This window comes from Paenibacillus polymyxa (assembly GCF_001719045.1).
GTDB classification, from domain to species: Bacteria; Bacillota; Bacilli; order Paenibacillales; family Paenibacillaceae; genus Paenibacillus; species Paenibacillus polymyxa_B.
Genome location: NZ_CP015423.1, coordinates 4330784 through 4355872, shown reverse-complemented (window position 1 = coordinate 4355872; position 25089 = coordinate 4330784). Strand labels below are relative to the sequence as shown.

The window sequence follows — 25089 nt, the reverse complement described above, 5'->3', positions numbered from 1 at the left end:
TTCATAAAAAAATCGTTAAGAGCGTTACTTGAGCATCATCAGATATCTTCTAAATCCAGCCTTCTTTTCCTATCAAAAAAACCCCGCATCCTCATATTAGGACACAGGGGTCACGTTAGCGCAGATTGTGCGCAGGCGGCAGCTTCTTTCCGCACGGACAGTCACTGCGAACACGTCATCCTTTCCTCGAAGGATTATGGTGACAGGCGGACGGGCAGGTATCCTGACTTATGGTAAGATGCATGTCCTGAAATTCCTTCATATGCTTAGTAGCACATAAAGCAGGACTAACCGGCATGTTTCCATTTACAGTGGCGGGACCGCGCCGGACTTACACCGACTTCCCTTTTAACAGCGCAGGCAAGGGAAACCATAGTTTCATCACACTGCGCCGACCTCGTCTGCTGGATATTTGATGTAGTGGTAGTCAAGCCGTTCTTTTACTTGATGATTATAGGTTAAAATGAGGCGGCTTACAACCCAAACAGCCTCTTTACCCGCTGGTGTCTAACCTAATGAGGGAGCATTTCCGCTATGTAATTGTGCGGTCCTGCCAGCCTCAATTGAATCCTAAATGCTTCTCCCGGCTTCGGATTCAGACTCCAAAAATCATGGCCCGGTATCAGCATGCAAGCTAACTGACGAATTACGCCACCATGCGTAACGACCAAAACAGAGGGCGGCGCAGCAGTCAAATCCATGGGTTGAACTTCCATAGCAACACGCCATTCATACAGAGAGTCAAGAAATTTCCGCAAACGATTCACAAAATCTGTCCAAGACTCTCCTCCAGGAGGGGTTATCCGTTGCGGCTCATCAATCCAAGCGCGATACAACGACACATCCTTGAGCATGTCATACGTTTTTCCATCCCACTCGCCAAAATGAAGCTCTCGCAGACGTGGTTCCATCATAGGAGACATAGTAGATAGGGAACCTCCAGACGTCAATTCTGACTCCGGCACAATGATCTGCAAGGTCTGGCGACATCGCATTAAATCGCTGCAATAGATTCGAGCAAAGGACTGCCCCTGCAATTCTTCTTGCAAAGGCTTTAATTCCTGTTCTGCTCCTGGTAGCAAACCTAAGTCGGAGTGTCCCATATATCGACGTTCCTTATTCCATAAGGTTGTGCCGTGACGAACTAACACGAGTTCCATGTCCCAATGCAGATCTTCTTTAGCATCATATGGCACCTTATCCTCCTGTGAGTTCGGACTTTGTACGTATTCTACCGTCCTTTTTGCTGCTATATCTTGCTTCAAGATCATGTCACTTCCTGCTCGATCATTATTCAGTGTGTCACGCCTCACCCTCACCGCACCCATCCCAAGGCAAAACAACCTGCGGCTCCTAACAAACACAATCCTACGAACATACTGGACACGGCGAACATCAGCTGGATTGTATGCCGTATATCTTTCGACTCTAGCGGTCGTATCCAATCGCCCATGTATGCACGAAAAGAGCGTACGCCATGATACACATTATAGCCTCCAAGACGAATCCCCAGTGCTCCAGCAACAGCTGATTCCGGGAAGCCACTGTTCGGGCTTGGGTGCAGACGAGCGTCTCGCTTGACTGTGCGCCAGCTTCTAGCAGCATCTCGCTTGTACATCCACGCCGCTACGACAAGCATTGCCGCTGTCAGGCGTGCCGGAATGTAGTTAGCCACATCATCTAGACGTGCTGAAGCCCAGCCTAAATGCAGATACTTTTCATTTTTATAGCCAACCATGGAATCGAGCGTATTCACAGCACGATAAGCCAGCGACAAGGGTGCTCCTCCGATCAGGGCATAAAAAAGCGGGGAAATAATCGCGTCCACGATATTTTCAGCGACCGTTTCAACCGTACCACGTACAATCTCAGGCTCATCAAGCTGTTGCGTATCCCGCCCGACAATCATGCCCAGCTCCCGCCGTGCCGCTGCCAGATCATCCGCCTGCAACGCTCGGTATACGGCCATTCCTGCATCCTTTAGTCCTTTGGAAGCAATCGTGGTCGCAATCAGCACCATTTCTGCGCCGACAGACAACCACGGATGAATCCAGGCAAGCAAGTGCAACAGCGCCCAGGCGAGCGCAAAGGAGCCTCCCGCCACAATGAGCGGAAGCAGTATACCCGCACGTTTCAGCCCCCGATCACTGCGGACCTGGCGACGAATCGCTTTTTCCAATGCTGAAATGGCATGTCCCATCCCGATGACTGGATGCGGCAACCACCTCGGATCACCGATCAGCCTGTCCAAAAGGTAGGCTGCCAGGATAATCAAGCTAACTGTCACGCCGCTGCTCCTCCTCCAGCACTTCACCCAATACAGACAGCAGCCTGTCGTTGGCTTCTGCATCCTTGACCGCAATGCGAAAATGGCTCGTCGTCAGTCCCGGATACATAGCACAGCTACGTATAAGAATTCCGCGTTGTCCAAGCGCCTGCTGAATAGCCGATGCGCTCCACGTACCCGGCGCCCTTGCCAGCACGTAATTGGCTTCACCGGGAACGACACCGCAGCCCCATTCCGCCAAGGCGGTCAACAGGCGGTTGCGCTCCGCAGCAATCAGCTCCTGTGTTTGGCGCTCATATGCTTGCCCACTTCTCAAACACGCCTCCCCAGCCAGCAACGCCAATCCATTCACACTCCAGGTCACCTGTTTGGCCGTCATTCGCCGGATATAGTCCGGATGAGCAATCGCATAGCCCAATCGCAAGCCAGGAATGGCATAAAATTTGGTCATTGACCGGATCAAAATCACATGAGGATAGCGATCCAGCACAGGCAGCAGTGAGATTCGCCGTTCCAGCGGAATAAAATCAATGAATGCTTCATCCACCACCAGCACGGTACCCGTTGTGCCAGCCGCCTCTGCCAGCTCGCACAGCTCCTGCTCACTATATTGTACGCCATTTGGATTATTCGGCTGTCCGAGGAACAAAACATCTACCTGCTCCATGAGCTGAAGGATGTCCTCCACGTCCGCCTTCCATTGAAGCGAGGCCTTCCCATACACCCGGTTGACCTCGGCTCCGAATTTGCCAGCCAGCTCGGCATATTCCGAAAAACACGGCTCCACTGTACCCACACGCTTAGGAGCTAGTCCCAATAGTAGGAGCGCCATGCTTTCAGCCGCTCCGTTTCCGATACTTAGCGACTCCGGTGGAACATGCAGTCGCCGTGCGAGCATATTTTTAAAATTCCGATGCCCAGGGTCTGGATAGCGAATCACAGTGTCAAATGAGTGTTGCAGCGCCTCAAGCACCTCTGGCGGTGGACCAAGCGGATTAATATTTGCACTAAAATCTACAAAATCCGCAGCAGCTCCGCCAAAAGTCGCGGCAGCTGTCTCCCTGTCTCCGCCATGACCGTAAACCTCTATCATTGCCTCTCATCCTTTCCGCCCGTTTCCAATCATTTAGCTCCATTATGAGGCTGCTTTTTGCGTCCCGTCAATGCAAATGAGCTTTTGTACATGGCTCACTTGGGTTACAATAGAAGGAGGCACACATAAATTACACAGTTTATATACGGAGGAATGGACATGCTGTTCATCGACAACCAGGGGATACACGATCCAGCCATTAATCTTGCTATTGAGGAATACGCGCTCAAGCATTTACCGCTGGACGACAGCTATTTGCTGTTTTACATTAATCAGCCTTCTATTATTATAGGCAAGCATCAAAACACTATTGAAGAAATCAACGCCGAGTTTGTTAGGGACAACAATATTCAAGTCGTTCGTCGCCTGTCCGGCGGTGGGGCTGTATATCATGATCTCGGTAATTTAAATTTCAGCTTCATTACTAAGGATAACGGGGAGTCCTTTCATAATTTCCTCAAATTTACGCAACCTGTGATTGACGCCCTGCGCCAAATGGGAGTAGAAGCTGAAATGACAGGCCGCAACGATCTACAGGTCGGAGAACGTAAAATTTCAGGAAACGCCCAATTTGCCACACGCGGACGTATGTTCAGCCACGGTACATTGATGTTCAACCTGAATCTGGATAATGTGGCTGCATCGTTGCATGCCAATCCCGAAAAGTTTAAATCCAAAAGCACAAAATCCGTCCGCAGTCGCGTGGCTAACATCAGCGAACTGATGGACCGTGAGATGACCATAGAGCAATTTCGCGAGGAACTGCTACGTTCCATATTCGGAGCAGAATTGGATCAGGTGCCTCAATATAAGCTCACCGATGCCGACTGGGCCAAAATCCATGAAATATCCAAAGAACGCTACCAATCGTGGGATTGGAACTACGGTCTATCCCCCGAGAGCAATATCAAGCACACACGTAAATTTCCGGTCGGTATTATTGATATCCGCATGGATCTTAAGGAAGGCTACATCCGTGATATTAAAATCTATGGGGATTTCTTTGGTGTGGGTGACGTTGCTGATATTGAAAATATCCTGCGCGGCAAGCGTTATGATGAAGGTGAGGTACGTCAAGCCTTATCCTCTCTCGATTTGAAGCACTATTTTGGTAATATTGAGCTGGACGATTTTGTTGGACTTGTATTTTTGGAAGACTAACCGTTACTTTTTCCCATCGTTTCAAGCCAATACTTCAGTGGTTATATGGGGACAGGCTCTTATGGGAGCTGTCCCCTTTTCATTGCGATATTGTCATTTTGAATATTATAAGATACAATTTTAGCATTGCCCCATGATAGAGATAAAGGAGAGAATACCGATATGTATAAATTAATTGCCATTGATATTGATGATACACTCATTAACGACCAGAAAGAAGTCACACCAGCGACACAACAGGCATTAGAAGCTGCTGTAGCAAAAGGTGTGGTGGTTACCCTCGCTACTGGACGAGCTTATGCCTCTGCACACAAAATTGCTCGCCAGACGGGTTTGAACGTGCCGATCATTACGTACCAAGGAGCTTTGGTTAAAAACCTGCTGGACGAAAACGTGCTGTATGAGCGTTATGTTCCACTCGTGGCTGCACGTCGTCTGTTTGAATTCTGCGTGGAACGCAATCTGCATCTGCAAACGTATATTGATGACAAATTGTACACACGTGAAGATAATCAGAAAATCAAAGATTACACTGAGCTGAACAACACGGAATATTTTGTAGAGCCTGTATTCAGTAAAGTTATAGAGCAGCCGGCTCCTAAATTGCTGATTATCGACGAGCCTGAAGTGTTGGATGAATTAATTCCTGAACTTCGCGAACTGCTTGGCAATGAAGTTCACATTACAAAATCCAAGCCTCATTTTCTGGAAATTATGCATCATGAAGGCACTAAGGGCCATGCGCTTACCTTCCTTGCAAATCATTTTGGCTGTGAACTGTCGGAAACAATTGCTATCGGTGACTCTTGGAACGACCACGAGATGCTTGAATGCGCTGGTCTCGGCATAGCGATGGAGAATGCCATTCCCGATTTGAAAAAGCTGGCTGATTACATCACTCGCAGCAATAACGAAGACGGTGTTAAGCACGCCATCGACAAATTCGTACTCAACGTTGAATAAAGTAAAAAGTGACTGTTCCCATAATACTTAAATGAAGTAGTACAACAACAAAGCCTCCAAACGTCGCATGTTCAGTAACATACGACAGTTTGGAGGCCTTTTCTGTCAGATCATATAATAACCTGCCTCCCTTTAAAATATCAGGCAGCAGAACGTACCTTACGCCTGTTCACCAGACGGATAATTCCATTGTTCATAAGGATTAATCCGGTCACAATGAGCAGCACCCCAGCCAGCATCCACCAGCTTACATGCTCTCCATACAACAACGCTCCCAAGCCGACCGCAATCGGCGGTGATATATACAGCCACGTCGTCGGAAACAGGGGATTTGTACGCTCCATGAGCCAGTAGAACAGTGTATGTGCAATCATCGAACCAAACAGGATCAGATAAAGTAAAGACCCCATGGCAGGAAGGTACTGCCACCCCTCAGAACTCCACGGTTCCGTGATCGCAGACAGTAACAGCAGCATCCATCCCCCATGGATCATTTGCGCCGCATTCAGGGCAATCGGGTTCGTTTCACGAAATACATCCATCACTCGCTTGGAATACAGAGCTCCCCCGGAATAACACAGCTCCCCCAGCAAAATGACAAGGCATCCCGCCAGCCACAGACCACTGATCTGAACCGCCAATCCGGGCAGCACAACCAGCACCACACCAAGAAAGCTGATCATGCAGCCAACGACCGTAATCCGTGACGTTTTTTGCCGTAGCAGTACAGATTGCAAAATGACGATCATCATCGGCCCGGTAGCTGACAAAATAGCTCCGATCCCGGAGCTGACATATTGCTCTGCCCAATACAAGGCTGAAAATGTACCGAAGGTCGTTCCTGCTCCAATCAGCAACATTTCCTTCCGCCATAATAACGACCATCGTACTTTTCCGGTCAGCTTCATAGCAATGAACAATATCGCCCCTGCCGCGAAAAAACGTACACCTGCCGATAGGAATGGCGGAAGTCCGGCTTCCACTCCCACTTTTATGGCCAAAAACGTTGTGCCAAAAATAAGACACATTACTGTAAACGCGATACCTATCATGATACGTCCCTCTCCCTTCAGTTGCTTTTAAGCATACAGGGAGACGAACAGAACAGATGTATAACTACAGAACAGTTGTATACGTTTTTGAAGTGCTATATAGTACAATACACAGAAAGGAGCGTGGATAGCATGGGTAAGAACAACACCGAACTACTCTTTGCAGCCGATCATGCCTTAAAGCTGTATGAGCAGGTTATCCATTATGTAACTGTGCGGATTGATCGCGGGGATTGGCAAACAGACATGAAGCTGCCGTCCGTACGAAGCTTGGCTCAGGAGCTGGGTGTACATCGGCTAACTGTTTTCCGGGCATATCAGGAGTTGAAGCAACTGGGACTGGTCTATGTAAAGGACAAATCAGGATATTACGTTCATGCTTCCCAAGCGACTGGGCATGCAAAATATGCTGGCTACTCGGGACATTCGTCCATTGACCTCACGATTCACTCCGAATCTGCCCATGCGGCAGATGATCCGTCAGTTTCAGCCTGGAGAGGAATGGATGGACTTAGCCGCGTTCAATCCGTAAATACGAATTTCCAGTTTTCCAAAGCGCTGATTGACCCCTCTCTCCTGCCCAACCGATTTTGGGGAGAGCTAATGATGCAGGTATTTGAAAAGCATCCGAAAGTAGCGGCCACCTATTCCGCTGTGCAGGGTGATGCCGAGCTTCGGGAGGCCATGGCACAGCATTTTAGCGTGGATAAGCATTTTGCTTTATCACCGGATGAAGTGCTGATTACCTCCGGAGCACAGCAAGCCATTGATTTAATTGGCCGATCTCTGCTCCGTACAGGAGACCGTGTATTGATCGAACGCCCTGCCTATGGCCCCGCTATGGAAATATTCCGTAGACTAGGCGCACGTCTGACTATGACTGATATTCGACCAGAAGGTTATGATATGGACCAGATTGAGTGGTGCATGAAAACGGAAAAACCACGCCTCTTTTATATGAATCCAACATTCCACAACCCGACGGGCTTTACGGTCCCCGATGAGCAGCGCAAACGACTGCCTGAACTAGCCGAGCGCTATGGCTGCCTCATTGTTGAGGATGACAGCACCTATGACATTAGCTTTGGGCAAAAGCCCCCTTCTCCAATTTTCGCCTATGATGTTTCGGGAAGCGTCGTCTACATTCGAAGTTACAGTAAATATGTCGCACCCGGTCTACGAATCGCAGCCGTGACCTGCCGACCACAGCTCATGAACAGCCTGCTGAACGTCAAAGCGTTAGTGGACAATGGATCGCCACTGCTGAATCAAAAGCTGTTTTTAGAATACTTTCAATCTCCACGTATGCAGCAGCATATTAAAAAGCTATGTATCGCGCTCCAGATTCGTAAAGAAACGATGGAAGACAGTCTCCGCGACTCCGGTTGGACATGGACCAGCCCGGCAGGGGGACTCAACCTGTGGCTCCAGCTGCCTTCTACGTTGAAACCTAATGAATTACTTGCCAAAAGTTTACAAGAGTCTGTATCCTTTGTCCCCGGCAATGTATTTGATCCCATCGGCGCAGAGGGTAAAACGCATGTACGGCTGTCCTATTCATACGCCAACGAGCTACAAATCAAAGAAGGAATCTCCACACTTCTACGTATCAGTCAAACGATGTAAAGGTAAAGGTCACCTTTATTCTAACGGCAAACTCATGCCGGTGTGTGCCAAGCTAATCCCTTCCAGAAGCCCATAGTTGCGTGTGACATCTACATCATGGGACATATGTGTAAACACTGTGCTTTCGGGTTTAAGCCTTCCTATAAGCTCCTGAGCCTCCAGCATGTCATATACGGAACGGGTGGCATACTCGGCCTCCTCATGATAAAAACTCGTTCCCAGGACGAGCAAATTCAGATTGTGCAAGGGCAGAATTTCCGCCTCATTCAATCCAATCGAATCCGAACAGTAAGCCCACGAGAAACCGTCCTTTTCCAGACGATAAGCGTAGGCATATCCGTTCTTCCCGTGATTCACACGCCATCCCCGGATATTCCATCCGCCAAGTTGGACTCCCTGGTCTACTGGAATAAGATCCAAGTTTCCAGAGAGCCAGGAAAATTGACGCAAGATCGTGTCAATCACTTCCTGTGGCGCGTACAAGCGACCTCTGTTCCCAGTCCAGCGACAGGCATCTGCCCATTCTGGTAATCCTCCAATATGGTCAAAATGTGCATGTGTCACAAGGATCGTAGGGATAAAACGCAGACCGCGCAATTCTAGCTGTCTGCGCCAGTCCGGGCCACAATCAATCATAAAGTCCTCCGTCTCGCTTTCGATCAGCACAGACGATCTCAATCTTACATTCGCCCCTGTCGTGCGAGCTTCTGTGCATACGAGACAATCACAATATACACGCGGAACCCCCATTGCATCCCCCGTGCCAAGAAAAATAAGCCGATTCATGGTTTAACTCCTATCTACCTGGGTCTTTTTACTACTATTATAACGAACAGACCGATTCTACGTAAATCATCTGCGTAAATCCTTCCAGCGTCCAACGCCAAAAGGAGCATGCCCAAAGCCGTGAAATCCGGCTAGACATCCCCTCATGCGTGATCGTATTTATTTTCAAATGATGATAGGCATTGGATCTTCCTTCAGGCGGTTTTCCACCATCCAGCTGGACTGGTCATTATAGAGATAGGCTCGATGCACCAACACTCGCACCTGCTGACCAGGTTCCAGCGTAGACTTCTCCAGCGAGCGGTATGTCATGAGACGATGATCCCCGACCTGTACTTCAACCATCCACTCACTTCCACGAAAATGCAAATGCTTCACTGTGCCTTCCTCGGTCGCCGACAGAAGCGTAAATTCCTCGCTTGGCCCGACATCAATATACTCTGGACGGATCAAGGCACGTGTTCCCACTCCAGCAGCTTCTTCGAAGCCTCGGAGACTGCCTGCCTGTTCAATCACCGTAGATTCCCCAATAAAGGAAGCCACGAACGGAGTACCCGGTTTTTTATAAATATCCCAAGGTGTTCCCTTCTGCTCCAGTCGTCCCTGATTAATCACCATAATTTCATCCGCTACTTCAATCGCCTCATCCTGATCATGGGTGACAAAAATTGAAGTAATACCCACCCGCTCAATCAACTCTCGCAGCCAGGTGCGCAGCTCCTGACGAATCTTGGCATCAATAGCTGCAAAAGGCTCATCCAACAGCAGCAATTGAGGCTCTGGTGCCAAAGCACGCGCAAAGGCAACCCGCTGGCGCTGTCCACCTGACAACTGATGCGGATAACGATGCTCAAATCCTTTGAGCCCCGTTAGTTCGACCAACTCTGTGACCCGTTCCTTGATGCGGGTTTTGGAGCTTTTTTTCACTTTCAGGCCAAAGGCAATATTGTCGTAGACGCTCATGTGCTTGAACAAAGCATAGTTTTGAAATACAAATCCGATTCCACGTTCCTGCGGTGACAGCTCGTTTACCCTTTTTCCATGAAAATGAATTTCTCCCGCATCCGGTTGCTCCAGACCCGCCAAAATGCGAAGAATGGAGGTTTTCCCCCCACCACTTGGACCGAGTAAGCCAATAAGATGGCCCGCCTGAATATCAAAAGATACGTCCTTTACTGCATGAAAATTACCGAAATGCTTGTTTAATCCTCTTACTTCCACATGCATATCCGTACACTTCCTTTCCGCTTCTGGACCTGTTCAGGAACAGCAGCAGCCTTGCTTCCCGCAAAGCACGTACCTCATTTGAAATCATTTAATTATTCCAATGTATATACTATGTTTTTTCTTATGTGATACTTTATCAAAGGAAAGTAATTTTCGTCAACTATATATTATATTAGGAATTAAAAGGGTAAAGTATTAGGAAGAAAGGAGATGGAGTTATTGTTGCATACTTTAGAATTATCCACTACACGGCGAGATGAAATGCGCGATATTACACGAGAGGTTGCTTCATTGATCGAAAAAAGCGGGGTACAACAAGGAACCGCACTTGTTTATTGTCCACACACGACAGCCGGCATCGCCATTAATGAAAATGCAGACCCAGACGTCAAACATGATGTGATATTAACACTAGATGAAGTTTATCCGTGGGAGCATCCCCAATATCGCCATATGGAGGGAAATACGGCTTCCCACCTAAAATCCATTACGACAGGCCCCTCACAAACGATCATCATCCATGATGGAAAGCTGTTGCTCGGACGATGGCAGGGACTTTATTTTTGTGAATTCGACGGACCACGCAGACGCCAATACCATGTAAAGATCATGAAAGGCTGACGGACCGGGTAAAAAAACAGACCATGATGTTTTCCTACTGGATGCATCATCGTCTGTTAAATTCTCAGTCGCTTTCGCAAAGTACCGTAATGATAAGTCACCGTCATGAAGTGCATACACCCAGAAAAGCGCCCTACATGTTCATGGCTGAAGTGTGTGAATGCAGGTACGCTCATAGGTGTCTGCACAGCAGCTTTACATGTGCTAAAGCAGCGGGCCTAATTTCTTCAAATGTTAAACCGTCCTGAATATAAAATGATACAAAGCCATGCATGGATAAAAACAGACTTTTCGGTACCCTAGAGCAATATTCCTCCGAATGCCCCTGACCACTCAATTCTTGACGGATCATGGACGCAAATAGTTCCACACAACGGTTTTGCTCTGTGCGACAGTATGCAAATAGTTCTTCATCGTGCATCATGAACATAATTTCGTATTGATATGGATTTTCCAAACCAAAACGGATAAATTCCAGCATCAAGTACTCCAACCTGCTCAAGCCATCATCAGGCGTACCTGTTGCTGCTTGCAGTAGAATCCCACGCAATGTATTAAAATCTTCAATTACAATGGCATAGAACAGTTCAGCCTTCTCTTTAAAATGATAATATAACGAACCATGACTGTAACCCAGATGCTGGCCAATGCTGCGCATTGAAATCGCACGGTAGCCCTTGGTAATAAACAAGTGCCTGGCCGCTTCCAGAATCCGCCCTCTTGACAACTCCTGTTCTACTGCTCTTCTAGCCATATTATTTATTCCCCTTCAATAAAGTAAAGCTGCTCTCCCTCCGACACAAGCGATTGCCCCTGCGTCAAGTCTGTTATCCAGTTGCTGAAGGATTCCGCATCACCAGCCAGCGGCAGACAGGTTAAGGTAACTTTATCCGTAAACATTGTTTCTCCAGTGCGGATGCTGCGATTGCGTAATTCATTTTCCACTTTGCCCAACCAGGTATAATCCAATTCTACAAAGACTTCGCGATGCAGCACACGTGTAATTGCATCTCCTGCCTCGATTGCTGCAACAGCACCATCTGAATACGCGCGAATCAGACCGCCTGCTCCTAACAAAATCCCACCAAAGTAACGGGTAACAACAATAGCGACATTTTTTAGCTTCTGGTTGCGGATCACCTCCAAAATAGGCTTTCCAGCCGTACCACTCGGTTCTCCGTCATCCGATTGCTTTTGGATTTCGTCTCTTTCGCCAATCATGTAAGCAGAACAATTATGGGTAGCGTTCCAATGCTCTTTTTTGATGCGCTCTATGAAAGCAACTGCTTCTTCCTCAGTTTGAACAGGCTGAATATGGCCGATAAAACGGGATTTTCGGATCACAATTTCCTTGTTGCCGGCACCGCGTACGGTTCGGTATTGTTCCAACATACACGTATAACCTTCCTTACTTCATTTTACAAGAAAGCAGTCCCCCGCTTCTGGCAGCTGGTGAACTGCTTTCCTGTACTTTAATTGATGCTATACACTATAACACTTCTGACCGAAATCCTGTTTCGCATCAGAGATTACAGCACTCTTATTCAGACAATCTCGCTTCAAGCTCAGCTTTTTCTTTTTCGAAGCCTGGTTTGCCGAGCAGCGCAAACATGTTCTTCTTGTAAGCTTCTACGCCCGGTTGATCGAACGGATTTACACCCAACAGGTAGCCGCTGATGCCGCAAGCTTTTTCGAAGAAATAAGCAAGATAGCCGAAAGAGTAAGGGCTTAAGTCAGGAATATTTACAATCAAGTTCGGTACTTGTCCGTCTGTGTGAGCCAGCAATGTACCTTGGAATGCTTTTTTGTTTACAAAATCCACAGTTTTGCCTGCCAGGAAATTCAGTCCGTCCAGATCATCCTCATCTGCTTCGATGGTGATGTGACTTGGTACATTTTCTACTTGGATTACCGTTTCGAAAATGTTGCGGCTGCCTTCCTGAATGAATTGTCCCATGGAATGCAGGTCTGTCGAGAAATCAACAGAAGCAGGATAAATGCCTTTGTAATCCTTGCCTTCGCTTTCTCCGTACAACTGTTTCCACCACTCAGATACAAAATGAAGAGACGGCTCATAGTTTACGAGAATTTCAATTGCTTTACCTTTGCGGTACAAAGCGTTACGAACAGCTGCATATTGATAAGCTTCGTTCTCAGCTACATTCGGGTTGCTGTACTCTTTGGAAGCGTCTGCCGCCCCCTGCATCATTTCCTCGATGTTAATGCCTGCAGTAGCAATCGGCAACAAGCCTACTGCTGTCAGCACGGAGTAACGACCACCCACATCATCAGGAATAATGAAGGATTCGTAGCCTTCTTCGTTAGCCAGTTTTTTCAAAGCGCCACGTTCTTTATCCGTCGTTGCATAAATACGCTTGCGTGCTTCTTCTTTACCGTATTTTTTCTCCAGAGCTGCACGGAATACGCGGAATGCGATCGCCGGCTCTGTTGTCGTACCTGATTTGGAAATGACGTTCACAGAGAAGTCTTTACCTTCAATCAGTTCCAACAGATGATTCACATATGTAGAGCTGATGTTATTACCAGCAAAATAGATAGCTGGACCCTTGCGTTGATCTTTAGGCAGCGCATTGTAGAAAGAATGCGACAGCATTTCGATCGCAGCACGTGCTCCAAGGTAAGAACCACCGATACCGATTACGATCAATACTTCGGAATCGCTTTGAATTTTAGCAGCAGCCTTTTGGATGCGCGCAAACTCTTCTTTATCATAATTGGTAGGCAGGTCAATCCAACCCAAGAAATCGGACCCTACACCTGTTTGGTTGTGCAGTTGCTCATGAGCCAGCTTGATGGGCTCTGCAAAATAATCAATTTCGTGCTGACCTACAAAGGAGAGCGCTTTAGTGTAATCAAAATTAACTTTTTTAGACATGTTTGGAACCTCCTGTTTGGTATTACTAAGACCATGAATACGAACATAAGGACTTAGGAATAGGATACTTTAATTTGCGGGACCTGACAAGCTTGCGTTACCTGTGTATCCTGTGCTTGACAGCCCCTCCTGTAGATAGGGTAGCATGCCCATGCTACAATTAACTGAGATCAACCTGTTTTATATTCATTTCAAGCCGAACTCGCAATCTGCATCGGACGGCAACTTCCAACAAGAAAGGTGATTAGCAATGAAAAACATCGGATTTATCGGACTGGGCACCATGGGCGCCCCGATGGCATCCAATCTGCTAAAGCAGGGATTCGGAGTCACAGTTTATAATCGTACCGCTTCGCGCTGCGAACCACTGGCAGAGCAAGGTGCACGTACAGCTTCAACTCCTCGTGAAGCAGCTGAAGGTCAGCACTTGGTCATTACCATGGTCAGCGATGATCACTCCATTCGTGACATCTATTACGGCGATGACGGCGTGTTTGCCGGACTTACGGCTGGCATAACCGTGATGGACAACAGTACGATTTCACCTGAACTGGTCAAGCAACTGGCCGCCGAAGCGGACAAGCTGGGCTGCTCTTTCATTGATGCACCCGTAACAGGCAGTAAGCCTGCTGCTGTAGACGGTACACTTGTGTTCATGGTTGGTGGTAATGCAGAAGCCATTGCGGCACAATCAGATGTTTTTGATACCCTGGGCAAAAAGGTACTTCATATGGGACCTAATGGCAGCGGGGCCGTAGCCAAGCTCGCTCATAATACGATGGTGGGTATTCATAACCTCGCTCTGGCTGAAGGCTTTGCTATCGCGGCTAAATCCGGCATCCCGGCAGACAGCTTCCTTGAATTGGTACAACTCGGATCGGCAGGCAGCAAGGCCGCTGACCTGAAAGGGCGCAAAATCATTGAACATGATTTTAGCAACCAGTTCTCACTTGCCTTGATGCTTAAAGACTTGAAGCTTGCTTCCTCACTAACAGACAGCCTGTCCATCCCTGCACCTATGTTATCCATTGCCAAAAGCCTGTTTCAAGCCGGGCAAACACAAGGCTACGGCGATGAAGACTTATCCGCTGTCGTGAAGACATACGAAGCATGGATTGGCCACACCATTGGTGGTCAACCTCTCGAATAAGCTGCACCTTTCTTTGTAACCATACGGCTGTGCTTGTGTACATATGGCATAGCTTTAGGGTAAGCACACTTGGCTTGAAGGCTGAGTGTGCTTACCTTTTTTAGCTTATTATTCGGGATAAGAACAGCAATAATCAGTTACACTTCGTACTTCCAGCTTGAATGAAGACTTTGCAGGTACGTGAAAGGTTGCCGTCCCTTGTATTTCTAGCCATTCCTCAGTACCTGGAAGCAACACTCTCAAATCCCCTGCCAAAATCTCCATGATCTCACGGGAATCCGTGCCGAACTCATACGTTCCTGGCAGCATAATACCCAGTGTAACCTTACTGCCGTCACCCAGGATGACTGTACGGCTTGTAACCTGACCATCGTAATAAACGTTTGCTTTTTTAACTACGCTTACTCCATCGAACTGTGTCATTCGTTATCCCCTCATCTGCTCTCAATGGTTGAATGAATATTGGTGCATCATAACATAGATTTGATTCCAGCTTCAGTATGAAAATACACACTGTATCACCGTATCCTATACATTGGAATTCAATAGTGATTTCATTGCAAAACATCAACTGTATGAAACAAACAGCCGTAAGCCTTTCTCAGGTTACGACTGTCTGTTTTAATTTCCAATGTTTTATTTCAACAAAGCTTTCACACGGCTAACAACATTCTCTACTGTAAAGCCGTATTCCTTAATTACGCGGTCGCCAGGTGCGGATGCACCGAACGTGCTGATACCGAGAATGTCGCCTTGGTCGCCAACATATTTTTCCCAGCCCAGTGGATACGCCATTTCGACAGCCAAACGAGCTTTCACTTCTGGCAGCAGAACGGAATCTTTGTATGCTTTGTCTTGTTTTTCGAACAGATCCCAGCTTGGGAAGCTGATAACACGTACTTGAATACCTTGTTCTGCCAGTGCTTCCTGAGCTTTAACAGCCAATTGCACTTCGGAGCCTGTAGCCAGAATTTGAGCAACCGGTTTGCCGTCTGTTGCATCTGCAACCACATAAGCACCGCGTTTGATACCTTCGCGTGCATGCTCAGCACTAGCAGCCAGGATTGGCAGGTTTTGACGAGTCAATACCAGAGCAACCGGGTTTTTCTTGTTTTCCAATGTATAAGCCCAAGCAGCAGAAGTTTCATTACCGTCCGCTGGACGAATTACTGTCAAGTTCGGGATAATACGCAGGGAAGCCAATTGTTCGATCGGCTCATGAGTCGGACCATCTTCTCCTACAGCAATACTGTCGTGAGTCAGAACGTAGGTTACAGGCAATCCCATCAGAGCTGCCAGACGAACGGCTGGACGCAGATAGTCTGTAAATACGAAGAATGTACCGCCGAATACTTTTACACCTTGGTGCAACGCCATACCGTTCATCGCAGCAGCCATACCAAATTCACGGATACCGAAATAGATGTTACGGCCGGCGTAGTCTTCTGGCGTAAAGTTCGTCAGGTTGTTCAAATGTGTCATCGTGGAGCTCTCCAGATCGGCAGATCCGCCTGTCAGGAAAGGTACGTTTGGAGCCAATCCGTTCAGAGCATTACCAGAAGCTACACGAGTCGAAACGGCTTTGTCTCCAGTCGTGTATTTCGGAAGATCACGATCCCATCCTTCTGGAAGATCGCCGTTTACAGCTGTTTCGAACTGAGCTGCCAAATCAGGGTGAGCTGCTTTGTATTTCGCGAACTGTTCATCCCATGCTTTGTTCGCCGCGATACCGCGCTCTTTTACTTTAGCAAAATGCTCGCGAACCTCTTGTGGTACGTGGAAGTCCTCTTCGTATACCCATTTGTAGAATTCTTTAGTCAGCTTAGCTTCTTCTGATCCCAGCGGGGAACCATGAGTACCACCGTGTCCGCCTTTACCTTGTTTGTTCGGGCTTCCGTAGCCGATAACTGTCTTCACTTCAATCAGCGTAGGGCGTGTCGAGTCGCCTTGCGCTTCTTCAATGGCTTTTTGAATGGCCGGAAGATCGTTACCATCTTCTACGCGCAGTACTTGCCAGTTGTAAGCTTCAAAGCGTTTGGCAACACTCTCGGAAGAGGACAGATTAAGCTTGCCGTCCAGTGTAATATCATTGGAATCAAACAATACAATCAGCTTGCCCAGTTGTAAGCGACCAGCCAACGAAGCAGCCTCGTGAGAAATACCCTCCATCAGATCGCCATCGCCGCAGATTGCATACGTGAAGTGATCCACAACTTTAAATTCGTCTTTATTATATGTTGCACCCAGTTGAGCTTCAGCTATTGCCATACCTACGGACATTGCGAGACCTTGTCCCAGAGGTCCAGTTGTAGCATCTACACCAGCAGTGTGCCCAAACTCAGGGTGGCCCGGTGTAAGGCTTCCCCATTGACGGAATTGCTTCAGTTCTTCCATAGGAAGATCATAGCCGCTCAGGTGTAGAAGGCTGTATAGCAACATGGAACCGTGTCCTGCGGACAATACAAAACGGTCACGGTTAACCCACGTAGGTTGATCCGGATTATGATTCATCGTTTTAGCAAAAAGTTGGTATCCCATTGGCGCGGAGCCCATCGGCATACCAGGATGTCCCGAGTTTGCTTTCTCGATGGCGTCAATTGCCAACGTACGAATAGTTGTGATGGACAAATTGTCGATCGTGGAGTTTTCATCCTTTTGAATCGCTTGATTCTGGTCAGTCATGGTTTGCCTCCTCATATTGTATAAAGTATGTCAATTGCATTCGGTCATACTCTCCAACACCACCGTCCGATATAGAAACGATGTCTATTGAAGTGAGTGAATCTGCTTGAATGTTTCAATATGACTTATACATTCTTAAGTATTGTACCATTTGCCGTGAAAGTTTGCCAGATCGTTTATAAAGATGATTGTGGAAATGTTGTACCGAGTCCTCATATAAATATACCCGTAATGTATTAACCTCATTTAAAAAATTATAAAATCACAAAAAATATTATGTACTGACCGTTTATAAGGCAAATAACTCACATAAAAAAACAAAGCCCGTTATGCGACGGGCTTTGTTCAACAAAAAATATATATTCACAAATTTTCTTCTAAAATTTTAGGATTAGTTAAAAACGACCGTTTTGTTCTCATGAACCAGAATACGATCCTCTGCATGCCACTTCACGGCTCTTGCCAAAACGACCCGCTCTATAGTGCGACCGATCCGTTTTAGCTCATTTACATCATCTCCGTGACTTACCCGCTGCACGTCCTGCTCAATGATCGGGCCGCCGTCCAATTCTTCAGTTACATAATGCGCTGTAGCACCAATAATTTTCACACCGCGATTATAGGCTTGGGCATATGGCTTCCCACCCACGAATGCAGGCAGAAAGGAATGATGGATATTGATAATCCGGTTGCGATAATGCTCAATAAACTTGGGAGAAATAATCTGCATGTAACGGGCCAAAATGATAACGTCAATGTCTTCGCCAATGACTTCTAGTTGACGGCGCTCTGCCTCCGGTTTGGTATCGGCTGTTACCGGAATATGGTGATACGGGATGCCAAACGATTCCACATACTCCTTCATATCCGGATGATTACTAATTACCAATGAAATATCCGCGTCCAGATCTCCTGCCTGCCATTGCCACAGCAGTTCTACCAGACAGTGATCTTCTTTGGAAACGAAAATAGCCAGTTTTTTCTTGCGGCTGACCGCAGAAATCGTCCACTCCATACGGAATTGCTCAGCAACAGCGGCAAAATCCTGCTCCAACTGTGGCTGGGTTGCACTCAAATTCGGCAGATCAAATTCAATCCGCATAAAAAACATACCGCCGGACGGGTCCATTGTATATTGGTCAGATTGAACGATATTGGCCCCATGCTCATACAAAAAACGGGACACGGCCGCTACAATACCTGGTCCGTCTGGACAAGATACAAGCATACGCGCGCGGTTTTCATGGGCTGATAGAGTGCTATTCGGCTGATGTTTTACGTGAATTTCCATGTGGCTATTAATCCCCCTTAGCTTATACCGTCACTGGCAAATGACTGCCGGCAAACCAGGCAATCAACCGTTGATTAATGTGTTCTTCGCTCAATTCTGGAAATAGTGCTGCTTCCGTTATCATGTCATACAGACGCTCCAACGGCTCACGTGGATCGGCTTTTCTTGCTTTGGCATCATTTTTCAGCAGAGCCCAGGTGTCCAGCACAAATTTACGGACATCCACATCCTGTTTTTTGAAAAACGAATGCAATTGCTCTACCTGACCCAAAAACTCATCCCCAAAGCGCTCCTTTACATTTCCGCGAAGCAGGGCAATTTCAACCTCATACATCGGACGCTGAGTTTTGGCTTCCTTCCCAATCCATGGCGTCTCCAAAATAAACGGACGTCCTTGAAGTGCTTCATGATGCACCACATTATGAATCGTCTGATAGCCAATCCAGCCTGATCCGATCGGAGTATGTCGGTCTTTATGAGCGCCAACTGGATTTTTACTGTCATTAATGTGAACAACTGCGATGCGATTCAAGCCGACAATACGGTCGAATTGCTCTAATACACCGTCCAGATCATTTACGATATCATAACCCGCATCGTGAATGTGACAGGTGTCCATACAAACTGTAAGACGCTCGTTATGCTCTACTTTATCTATAATGGAGGCAATCTCCTCAAAGCTACGACCCATTTCCGTTCCTTTGCCTGCCATCGTTTCAAGCGCAATGTTAACATCTGTCTCCTTCACGCCGTTTAGTACCTCGTTCAAACCATCAGCAATACGCCCAATTCCGTATTCTGCATCCTTATCGGTAAAAGCGCCTGGATGTAGCACGATATTTTTCACACCAATCGCGTGTGTGCGTCGAATTTCCTCCTGAAGAAAGCTGACCGCAAGCTCATAGGTATTTTCTTTGTAAGAGCCAAGGTTGATGATATACGGGGCATGCACCACGATATCTTCCATTCCCTTCTCAGCCATTAACTGCTTGCCTTCCTCCAAATACATGGACTCCATCGGCTTACGGCGCGTGTTTTGCGGTGCCCCCGTGTATATCATAAAGGAGCTGGACCCGTAAGAAAACGCTTCTTTTGTAGCGCTGAGCAGACCCTTGTCCGAGAAGGACACATGAGAACCAATTTTCAGCATGATTCTGATTCATCCCCTTATCCTGTTATACTTGTCTTATTTTAATTTAATCATTTTAACGTGATTATTGAAATCAAACAACATAGCTTTTATGGCAGCTTTCTTAAATGACTCTATTAAGGGAACACGTAGATAAAGTACACATCCGAATATATGTTAGTCAAACGAGGGGTAAATAAAATCATGGATTGACATCCTTAACCGTATAAAGGTACATTCATATGAAGTTTTTTTCTCGAAAAGGGTTATATTCTATAACAGATGTATTTTTTTTTGTGAATCGGAAGGAGAGCTGGCTCCATGAACATCATCGTATGTGGAGGAACTGGATTGGTGGGGAGTGCACTGGTCAAAAGCTTGCTAGACGACGGATACACTGTGAAAGTCGTTACCCGCAAGCCACTGGTAGGACACGAAGCGAGCCCCCGTTTGCAATATATGAGTTGGAACGAATTAAAACAAAAGCCTGAAGTACTGGAAGGCACCGATGCGGTCGTTAATTTAGCAGGCGAAACGCTGAATCAGCGCTGGACGGATAAATCCAAACAAAGAATTCTTCAATCTCGACTGCTATCTGTTGCCCGTTTGGCTCAAGCATTGAATACTCTACAAAAAAAACCGAAAGTTATCATTCAGGCTTCGGCTGTCGCCGCCTATGGTACATCCCTGACCGAAACATTCGATGAAACGGGCCCGCGTCGTTCGGAAGATTTTCTGTCTCAGGTGGTGGAGCAATGGGAGGAAGCCACCAATGCCTACCCTTCTGATGCCCGTTTAATTAAGTTACGCATTAGCCTTGTGCTGGACAGAAAAAAAGGAGCATTCCCACTCATGAAGATGCCTTATAGCTTCGGATTCGGCGGCAAAATAGGCAGCGGTCATCAATGGATGAGCTGGATTCATATTGCGGATATCGTTCGTCTGATCACGTACTGCATCCATACGAAGGAAATCGTCGGGGCAGTGAATGCTTCATCTCCACATCCCTTGACGAACGACCAGTTTGGGAGGACAGTAGCTATGGTATACCACCGTCCGCATTGGTTTCCCGTTCCAGGCATTCTCGTTCAAAAACTGCTCGGTGAGATGAGCACGCTTGTATTAGACGGTCAAAAAGTAATACCGCGTAAAGCGCTGGAGCACGGATTTAAGTTTAAGTATTCTTCACTGAAGGAGGCGCTAGAGGAACTTCATTCTCCTTACAAGCAGCGTTGAATTAAAAAAAATGAACTCTATGGAGAATAGATAGTATTTTTGTATCTCTACTAGCTTAGGGTTCATTTTTCCCTAATACTACTACACAAAAAGCTTGTGAATCATAAATTTGCCTGCCTACTTTAATCTCCATGAATGAAAAGCGCTTTCGGTTGCCCTATATTTGTTGAACTGAAGTATTTTTTCCCAATACCTACCCTTCAAAGGCAGCAGTTTCATCTACGATGTCACAAGCATTACTAATCTTTCCTATAATTTATACTTTGAGGATATATTATTTAGTTTTAGTTTCGTCACTGTTACATACAAGTTGTAAAAACTGCATTAATCCTCAACCAACAGAGAAATCCAAATGAATAAAACATAAAAAACAACTGGAAGAGATATTCCAATAATCAGAATTATTCCTACCATCTTTAGTGAAAGAATGTCCCTTAAACTTTCAGATTCTTTTTTCAAATAATTCTTCTTTTTAACATCTTCTATGACTCTGACTAAAATCTTCTTTTGTTCATTTTCATTATGCTTCATTAATTCATCCAGAAATTCATCCTGTAAGCCTTCTATATTTTTTTCTTGAATATCTGTCATACTTTCACCTCATTAAATTGTTCAAAATATTTATGTGTATTATAAAAATAAATCTACCCACAAAAAAGGGTAGATTTAAAATTTTCCAATTAAGATTACTGATATGCATTTCCTGCGCCCATAGCGCCATGCTCACCGCTTGAGTTAGAAATTTTAATGTAAAGCCCGGTTTGAGGTGCAAGGCCACTTTTACTTAAAGAGAAAGAATACCAACTACCATTTTCACGATATCTACCCGACAGCATTTTTTCTCCGTATACATCATCACCCACAAAACCTTTTTTAACAATTTGATATACAAGACTCACACCACTGGTGGTGCCAGGTAGTTCCTGCCATCCATTCATCGTTACTGAATTGCCTGTCATATTAAATGAACTAGTGCTGTATGCCGTAGTCCTTGAATAAAGTCCTCCATCATTTTTTGTCAATGAAAAGTCCCAGTTAGCAATAGCGCTTGCTTGTGGCTTAATTATTTTGTTTTTGTCTAGTTCAATTTTATCATTTTCTTCTCTATCTTTTTGAATTTGCAATTTCACCTGTTCGCTTTTAGTTTCTTCACCGACCACAACCAATTTCCATTGGTCGCCATATTTAACCACAGGCAATGTTACGGTGTTTACTTCTCCACTATCTTTACGTGTTAAATCAATAGTCACATCATATTCTTTTCCGTCTTGCTTGAAATCCCCGATAGAATATGATGAAAATTCATCATTTTGAAAGAGTTCTTTATATTGCTTTTTTTGCTCATCTGGAGATGTAAATCTTGAATCATCAACCCACTTGGCTAACTCATCGGCATCCTTGTTATTAATAGCATCGATATAATTTACAACTGCTTGTTTAGCAGATTCTTCTTCAGACTGAGCAGAAGCAGCAGTAACAGAAAGAGGAGCAATAACCAATAACAAAGACGATATCAATAATGCAAAAAACTTACTTCCTTTCTTCAACAGAAAAACTCCCTTCAGAAAATGGTTTGATGTGGTAACTCCTTATACCATTAAATTACTATGTATCATCTCCTTTTTGTAATTTTTGGTTACCACACTAATTATACTCATAAAACGAACCAAAAGTTTCACAATAAAGGTAATTTTTTCGATATAATTCAATAAAAAGTCTATTTAGTGGTATAAATTGTACTTTATTTTCATATCAAAGAGGCTAGAAGGACAATCCCATCTAACCTTTTCCAAAACTGATCATATACTTTAGTGTGCTACCCTGTTTACCTTTGATCCATATTAGGAAAGATTAAATTTCACCGTGATGTGCTGTTGGGTTCGTAATTAGACCTATTTCAGGAGTGAAGTTTTAACGAATTTTCAAATCAATTCGCGTTTAAGCTCCTCCATGTGTTGCAAAGATTTGAAATCCCTCATTATGTCTATCCACATAAATAGGGACAGTTAAGGTAAATAAAAAACTACTCGCAATGATCAACATTACCGTTTTTTTCAACATTGTTTAACCACACCTTTTCAATGAGATTGTAAAACTCTGTTTTAGTTTCAGCAACCGCATGGGCTTTGAAACGCACAAACAACCCCATACAATTTATAAAATATGTCTCATTATTTAGTATATGCGCTTTTACCATTGCACAAAACAAATGATTAAAGCCATCACTGAACATCCCATGATTTAAATAGTAATAAGCCAATTCATATCCACACAGTGCAGAGTATTCCGGTATCACTTGCTGTGTATACATATCATCTGATGATGGTCGCTGAGATAAAGACGCAATCTCTGTTTCAAATCGTTTAAGTATATCGTTTAAATCAAGCTCATAACGGTTAGCCGCTATCATTATGTTAAGTAGTTGAGTAACCCTATCTTCTTGAATCGTATCTAATGATTCATCAATATAGTTTAGATATTCATGAAGCACACTCACATCACCAGATAAAAGCCTATAGGCAAGTATATTAGCTTGTGACCAATGTTTAAACAAATCAATCCAGTGCTGGGTATCCTCATCGGTCTCTCTAACCCAATCTAAATTGGAGTAGGCATATGTATAGTGTAATGCCTGCTCATAATTACCATGCTCTTCACATGCATTAGCACAGAGCAAGTCTGCATAAGCAATGTACACAAACAAGGGACGACTTAGCTTGTCGCTAGATTCGGTCTGTTCTCGGCTGTTCTGTTGATGTTTACTTGTATATTGGATCTCGGCTTTAGCTCTCATTTTCCTCGCTATCTCGTCAACCTTATCCCATTTACGCAAAGACCTGTATACGTTTGCCAAATCCTTTAATGCGTCAAGTTGGTCTATTTCATCTAGGCGTTCGACAAAAGCTTCAAATACGGCTGCCGCCCCGACATTTTGGCTTTGATCGTCACTAACCTGAATTTTGAATATACGATATTGACAGATGGCTAGGCGTTCAGAGTGTTGATATTTCTCCGCTTCAGCTACCCCTTCATAGAGTATCAATGCCGCTTCTAGTCGTCCCTGCGCCAACAATCCTTCTGCAATTTCAAACAGTTTGGGCGAATAGAGTAGATTGTCCATGATGGCTCCCACCACTCGACGAATCGCATCCAACTTTTCCAACTCCGCACAGCGATATAAAAACGGCTCGATTCGCCTCATATTCGGGGGCGTGTCGATGATATAGTTTTCTATAAATAAATCATAAAAGTGACCCTCTGGTAAGCCCATAGCTTCAGTAATTCGATCAAGCTGATTAATAGACATAGATTTATTACCTGTGACAATGCTACTTATTATTCCCCTATTCATCCCTGCGATTTGTCCAAATTGCGATAATGTTAAGCTTTCTTGTTGTAGAAATTGTTCCAATTCTGCTCTAATCGTGGGTGTAATTTTCATCGATAAACCACCCTTTCAACGTAGACTAACAAATACGATGCATAGTTAAAATTATTATGTAGTTGTGAAACAAGTAGTAAAATGCTCTAATGATCTTGATTATACCATCTTTTGGAATAAAATCATATACCTTTCATATATGTGCTTAAGATACCTTTTGGGATAGTTTTCGAGGATTTTATGATTAAAAGTATCGTCCTCATATTGATGTATAGTTTATTGGAAAAATCATAATACAACTCATCCAATACAAAGTTACTCTATTGAATAGTCATGTTCGTATTCCCAATTGTTTTAATCTATGAATTGAGCTTAGATTGAATGTATGACATAAAAGCAACCTTAATAATATTTAGGATGGCATCGAGAGTCAAAATTTAACTTCAGTATGGAAGTGCATGTGTTAGGGGCAATTCTGGAAATTAAATAGACGTTTATGAGGTAAAA

22 protein-coding genes and 1 riboswitch are annotated in these 25089 nt (G+C 45.2%); of the genes, 6 read left to right on the top strand and 16 right to left on the bottom strand.

Translation table 11 applies throughout. From position 1 onward, the window contains the following. Positions 1-195: 195 nt before the first annotated feature. Positions 196-390, bottom strand: a riboswitch (cobalamin riboswitch). A 122-nt stretch (positions 391-512) separates the two neighbouring features. From AOU00_RS19540 to cobD, 3 genes are read right to left on the bottom strand one after another with little or no spacing between them, the layout of a single operon-like run. Beyond that, on the bottom strand, positions 513-1271 hold the full coding sequence (locus AOU00_RS19540; protein WP_155765253.1) for a histidine phosphatase family protein: 759 nt from the start codon (positions 1269-1271) through the stop codon (positions 513-515). A gap of 44 nt (positions 1272-1315) precedes the next feature. Continuing rightward, on the bottom strand, positions 1316-2287 hold the full coding sequence (cbiB, locus tag AOU00_RS19535) for an adenosylcobinamide-phosphate synthase CbiB (RefSeq protein ID WP_069291416.1): 972 nt from the start codon (positions 2285-2287) through the stop codon (positions 1316-1318). Continuing rightward, positions 2277-3380 (bottom strand): threonine-phosphate decarboxylase CobD, encoded by a 1104-nt coding sequence (cobD, locus tag AOU00_RS19530; RefSeq protein WP_069291415.1) that lies wholly within the window; start codon positions 3378-3380, stop codon positions 2277-2279. The genes cbiB and cobD overlap by 11 nt, the downstream gene beginning before the upstream one ends. 159 nt (positions 3381-3539) lie before the next feature. Here cobD and AOU00_RS19525 point away from each other — a divergent pair, with 159 nt between their 5' ends. Next, the gene (locus AOU00_RS19525) at positions 3540-4541 is read left to right on the top strand and encodes a lipoate--protein ligase (protein ID WP_069292091.1); all 1002 of its coding nucleotides are present in this window, start codon (positions 3540-3542) and stop codon (positions 4539-4541) included. Positions 4542-4703: 162 nt separating this feature from the next. Beyond that, positions 4704-5504 (top strand): Cof-type HAD-IIB family hydrolase, encoded by an 801-nt coding sequence (locus AOU00_RS19520; RefSeq protein ID WP_061829546.1) that lies wholly within the window; start codon positions 4704-4706, stop codon positions 5502-5504. 140 nt (positions 5505-5644) lie between these two features. Here AOU00_RS19520 and AOU00_RS19515 read toward each other — a convergent pair whose 3' ends face one another. Next, positions 5645-6556, bottom strand: a complete 912-nt coding sequence (locus AOU00_RS19515) for a DMT family transporter (RefSeq protein WP_013309297.1) — start codon at positions 6554-6556, stop codon at positions 5645-5647. A 132-nt stretch (positions 6557-6688) separates the two neighbouring features. Between AOU00_RS19515 and AOU00_RS19510 the strand changes: the two genes are divergently transcribed. Further along, positions 6689-8182: an aminotransferase-like domain-containing protein gene (locus AOU00_RS19510; protein WP_069291414.1), complete on the top strand. Its 1494-nt coding sequence runs from the start codon at positions 6689-6691 to the stop codon at positions 8180-8182. Between the two features lie 15 nt (positions 8183-8197). On the opposite strand, the gene AOU00_RS19505 is transcribed toward AOU00_RS19510, so the two are convergent. After that, complete coding sequence (locus tag AOU00_RS19505; RefSeq protein ID WP_069291413.1) at positions 8198-8968, bottom strand: MBL fold metallo-hydrolase; 771 nt, start codon at positions 8966-8968, stop codon at positions 8198-8200. Between the two features lie 165 nt (positions 8969-9133). Continuing rightward, complete coding sequence (locus AOU00_RS19500; protein WP_061829549.1) at positions 9134-10195, bottom strand: sulfate/molybdate ABC transporter ATP-binding protein; 1062 nt, start codon at positions 10193-10195, stop codon at positions 9134-9136. A 219-nt stretch (positions 10196-10414) separates the two neighbouring features. Between AOU00_RS19500 and AOU00_RS19495 the strand changes: the two genes are divergently transcribed. Further along, positions 10415-10816, top strand: a complete 402-nt coding sequence (locus tag AOU00_RS19495) for a secondary thiamine-phosphate synthase enzyme YjbQ (RefSeq protein ID WP_069292090.1) — start codon at positions 10415-10417, stop codon at positions 10814-10816. A 172-nt stretch (positions 10817-10988) separates the two neighbouring features. Here AOU00_RS19495 and AOU00_RS19490 read toward each other — a convergent pair whose 3' ends face one another. The 3 genes from AOU00_RS19490 to AOU00_RS19480 form a co-directional block, all read right to left on the bottom strand. After that, complete coding sequence (locus tag AOU00_RS19490) at positions 10989-11570, bottom strand: TetR/AcrR family transcriptional regulator (protein ID WP_061829550.1); 582 nt, start codon at positions 11568-11570, stop codon at positions 10989-10991. 5 nt (positions 11571-11575) lie between these two features. Beyond that, positions 11576-12208: a YigZ family protein gene (locus tag AOU00_RS19485; RefSeq protein ID WP_029516377.1), complete on the bottom strand. Its 633-nt coding sequence runs from the start codon at positions 12206-12208 to the stop codon at positions 11576-11578. A 148-nt stretch (positions 12209-12356) separates the two neighbouring features. Then, positions 12357-13712 carry a glucose-6-phosphate isomerase gene (locus tag AOU00_RS19480; RefSeq protein ID WP_061829551.1) on the bottom strand — a complete coding sequence of 452 codons (1356 nt, stop codon included), beginning with the start codon at positions 13710-13712 and terminating at the stop codon, positions 12357-12359. A gap of 250 nt (positions 13713-13962) precedes the next feature. Between AOU00_RS19480 and AOU00_RS19475 the strand changes: the two genes are divergently transcribed. Further along, positions 13963-14862 (top strand): NAD(P)-dependent oxidoreductase, encoded by a 900-nt coding sequence (locus AOU00_RS19475; RefSeq protein WP_069291412.1) that lies wholly within the window; start codon positions 13963-13965, stop codon positions 14860-14862. A 108-nt stretch (positions 14863-14970) separates the two neighbouring features. On the opposite strand, the gene AOU00_RS19470 is transcribed toward AOU00_RS19475, so the two are convergent. The 4 genes from AOU00_RS19470 to AOU00_RS19455 form a co-directional block, all read right to left on the bottom strand. Next, positions 14971-15285 (bottom strand): pyrimidine/purine nucleoside phosphorylase, encoded by a 315-nt coding sequence (locus AOU00_RS19470; protein ID WP_013309288.1) that lies wholly within the window; start codon positions 15283-15285, stop codon positions 14971-14973. Between the two features lie 213 nt (positions 15286-15498). After that, entirely contained in the window at positions 15499-17544 is a 2046-nt protein-coding gene (gene tkt, locus AOU00_RS19465; protein WP_069291411.1) for a transketolase, read from the bottom strand. A 391-nt stretch (positions 17545-17935) separates the two neighbouring features. After that, complete coding sequence (gene purU, locus AOU00_RS19460; RefSeq protein ID WP_069291410.1) at positions 17936-18835, bottom strand: formyltetrahydrofolate deformylase; 900 nt, start codon at positions 18833-18835, stop codon at positions 17936-17938. A 22-nt stretch (positions 18836-18857) separates the two neighbouring features. Continuing rightward, positions 18858-19985, bottom strand: coding sequence for a deoxyribonuclease IV (locus AOU00_RS19455; RefSeq protein WP_069291409.1), 1128 nt, complete (start codon positions 19983-19985; stop codon positions 18858-18860). A 300-nt stretch (positions 19986-20285) separates the two neighbouring features. Between AOU00_RS19455 and AOU00_RS19450 the strand changes: the two genes are divergently transcribed. Continuing rightward, positions 20286-21200, top strand: a complete 915-nt coding sequence (locus AOU00_RS19450) for a TIGR01777 family oxidoreductase (RefSeq protein ID WP_069291408.1) — start codon at positions 20286-20288, stop codon at positions 21198-21200. A gap of 324 nt (positions 21201-21524) precedes the next feature. Here the strand turns inward: AOU00_RS19450 and AOU00_RS19445 are convergent, their stop codons facing one another. From AOU00_RS19445 to AOU00_RS19435, 3 genes are all read right to left on the bottom strand, one after another. Beyond that, on the bottom strand, positions 21525-21791 hold the full coding sequence (locus AOU00_RS19445; RefSeq protein ID WP_069291407.1) for a hypothetical protein: 267 nt from the start codon (positions 21789-21791) through the stop codon (positions 21525-21527). Positions 21792-21886: 95 nt separating this feature from the next. Continuing rightward, entirely contained in the window at positions 21887-22747 is an 861-nt protein-coding gene (locus AOU00_RS19440; protein WP_069291406.1) for a nuclear transport factor 2 family protein, read from the bottom strand. A gap of 476 nt (positions 22748-23223) precedes the next feature. Then, on the bottom strand, positions 23224-24642 hold the full coding sequence (locus tag AOU00_RS19435; RefSeq protein ID WP_069291405.1) for a helix-turn-helix transcriptional regulator: 1419 nt from the start codon (positions 24640-24642) through the stop codon (positions 23224-23226). Positions 24643-25089: the final 447 nt, after the last annotated feature.